The sequence below is a fragment of the Pseudomonas sp. genome (assembly GCF_050739995.1).
GTDB lineage: Bacteria > Pseudomonadota > Gammaproteobacteria > Pseudomonadales > Pseudomonadaceae > Aquipseudomonas.
In genome coordinates this window covers 1-2283 of record NZ_JBOICG010000639.1, presented here as the reverse complement: position 1 = coordinate 2283, position 2283 = coordinate 1, and the positions used below count along the sequence as shown (strand labels likewise).

The window sequence follows — 2283 nt, the reverse complement described above, 5'->3', positions numbered from 1 at the left end:
CGGTTACATCAGTCGATGTATTCGAACACCTTCACGATCTTCTGCACGCCGGAAACGCCTTGCACCAGGTTGGCTGCACGCGTGGCTTCCGCCTGGGTCAGCAAGCCCATCATGTAGACGATGCCGTTATCGGTGACGACCTTGATGCGCGAGCCGGGAATCGCGCTATCGGTCAGCATCTGCGCCTTGATCTTGGTGGTCAGCAGGGCGTCGCTGCTGATGGCCAGCAGGGTGATCGGGTCCATCACCTGCAGTTCGTTGTGGACCTTCTTGACGCGCTGAACGCTGGATGCGGCCTGTTCAGCCTGGGCCTTGAGGTCGGCGCGCGGGGTTTGCCCGGCCAGCAGTACCACACCGTTGAAGCTGGTCACGACGATGCGCGAGGCACCGTTGCCCAGGTCCGGTGCGGCCTTGGCGACGTTCACCTCGACCTTGGTTTCGATCAGCGAGTCATCGATTTTGCTGCCGAAGGTACGAGTGCCCTTATCGTCCTGAATGGGGGTGTCACGTGTTGCGGTGATTGCCGTGCTGCAGCCGCTGATGGCGAGGCACAGCGTAATGGCCAAAAGGCTGAGGCGTTTAACGGTCATTCTTCACTCCCGAACAGTTGGCTGTCGATCAGATCGCACAGGCAGTGGATCGCCAGCAGGTGGACTTCCTGAATGCGTGCAGTGACATTGGCCGGGACGCGGATCTCCACGTCCTCAGGCAGCAACAGCGAGGCCATGCCACCGCCGTCGCGGCCGGTCAATGCTACGACAATCATTTCTCGATCATGTGCGGCCTGGATCGCTTGAATAATATTCGCCGAGTTGCCGCTGGTGGAAATCGCCAGCAACACATCGCCCGGTTGGCCCAGGGCGCGGATTTGCTTGGAGAAGATTTCGTTGTAGCTGTAGTCGTTGGCAATCGAGGTGATTGTCGACGAGTCGGTGGTCAGGGCAATGGCCGGCAGGCTCGGACGCTCACGCTCGAAGCGGTTGAGCAGCTCAGAGGAGAAATGCTGGGCGTCGCCGGCCGAGCCGCCGTTGCCGCACGAAAGCATTTTGCCTTCGTTGAGCAAGGCATTGACCATGACCTGACTGGCTTGCTCGATGTGCGGTGCAAGTACGTCCATCGCCTGTTGCTTGGTGTCGATGCTGGCCTGGAAAAGCTGGCGAATTCGGGATTGCATGTCCATCTGTGTGACCTTAAGTAGCGCGGCTGATTGGCACGGAAATGTGCAGCCCGCAATGCAAAGAGCAAAAGTGTGTGGTGAAGGTGTGCAGTAATTCAGCTGTCGAAGGCATCTTTGAGCCAGTTCAGACCAGCAAAGCCTGTCGGTGAGCTTTCTATGGCAACCACATCGAAACGGCAGGGAGAGTCAGCCCAGCGATGCTCTTTTTGCAGGAAAAACTGCGCAGCGAGTATCAGCTTCTGACGTTTGCGCCCGTCGATACTGGCGAGCGCGCCACCCCATTGTGCGTGTTTTCTGTAGCGGACTTCGACGAATACTACTGTATCGCCGTCAAGCATGACCAGATCAAGCTCACCGCGTTTACATAACCAGTTCTGCGCCAACAGGCGCAGACCGTGTTGTTGCAGATACTGGAGAGCTTGAAGTTCGGCATCCTTGCCGCTTTGTGCGCTGGACCGCTCGGGCATCAGCGTGGGGTGTCCGGCAGACGCTGGATGTCACCACCGACAAACTTCGCCCAAGGCATCTGGCGGTCGACGCGTTGGTTGGCGCTGACACCCAGGCTGCCCGAAAGCCCGTCAACCCGAGTATCCGGCAGTGCCTTGAGCTGGCCCAGGCGCGGTGCCAGGCGGTAGGCGTCAACGCCCATTGCGTAGAGACGGCCGAGGCTGCCGTTGGCCTGTGGCCATTGCGCAGCGACCTGATTGCGCAGCGGGTCGGTGCTGTTGAGCAGCCATGGGGTCTCGCAGAACATGACGTTGGTCATGTCCAGGTACTGGTTCTTGTCACCGCTGGCGCTGAACACGTGGGAGGTTGCGTAAACCGGCACGTCACCGGCGTACTGGAAGTTCAGGGTCGGCTTGATCTGTTGGGCCAGTTGCGGAGTGACTGCCAGGAAGATGAACTCGATATCCTGGCGACGCGATGGTTGAGCCGCTACGTCAGTACCGACGGTGCTTTGCAGGCTCTTGGCGCGGCCTTCGCTCTTGCGCAGCTGGAACAGGTCGGCAATCTGCTGGGCCAGGGCTACCGGCTGGTCAACGTACTCGACGCCCACCACGGTGCCGCCATTGGCTTCCCAATCCTGACGGAATGCCTTGTAGACG

At 59.6% G+C, this 2283-nt stretch carries 4 protein-coding genes; all 4 read right to left on the bottom strand.

The window, feature by feature from the left end:
* Positions 1-8: 8 nt before the first annotated feature.
* Positions 9-590 (bottom strand): BON domain-containing protein, encoded by a 582-nt coding sequence (locus ACRESD_RS21605; protein ID WP_431752764.1) that lies wholly within the window; start codon positions 588-590, stop codon positions 9-11.
* Positions 587-1180: a phosphoheptose isomerase gene (locus tag ACRESD_RS21600; protein WP_007904374.1), complete on the bottom strand. Its 594-nt coding sequence runs from the start codon at positions 1178-1180 to the stop codon at positions 587-589. The genes ACRESD_RS21605 and ACRESD_RS21600 overlap by 4 nt, the downstream gene beginning before the upstream one ends.
* A 92-nt stretch (positions 1181-1272) precedes the next feature.
* Positions 1273-1644, bottom strand: a complete 372-nt coding sequence (locus tag ACRESD_RS21595) for a YraN family protein (protein ID WP_431752763.1) — start codon at positions 1642-1644, stop codon at positions 1273-1275.
* Positions 1644-2283: penicillin-binding protein activator (locus tag ACRESD_RS21590; RefSeq protein WP_431752762.1), on the bottom strand; the 640-nt coding region annotated here is incomplete at its 5' end. The genes ACRESD_RS21590 and ACRESD_RS21595, both read right to left, overlap by 1 nt.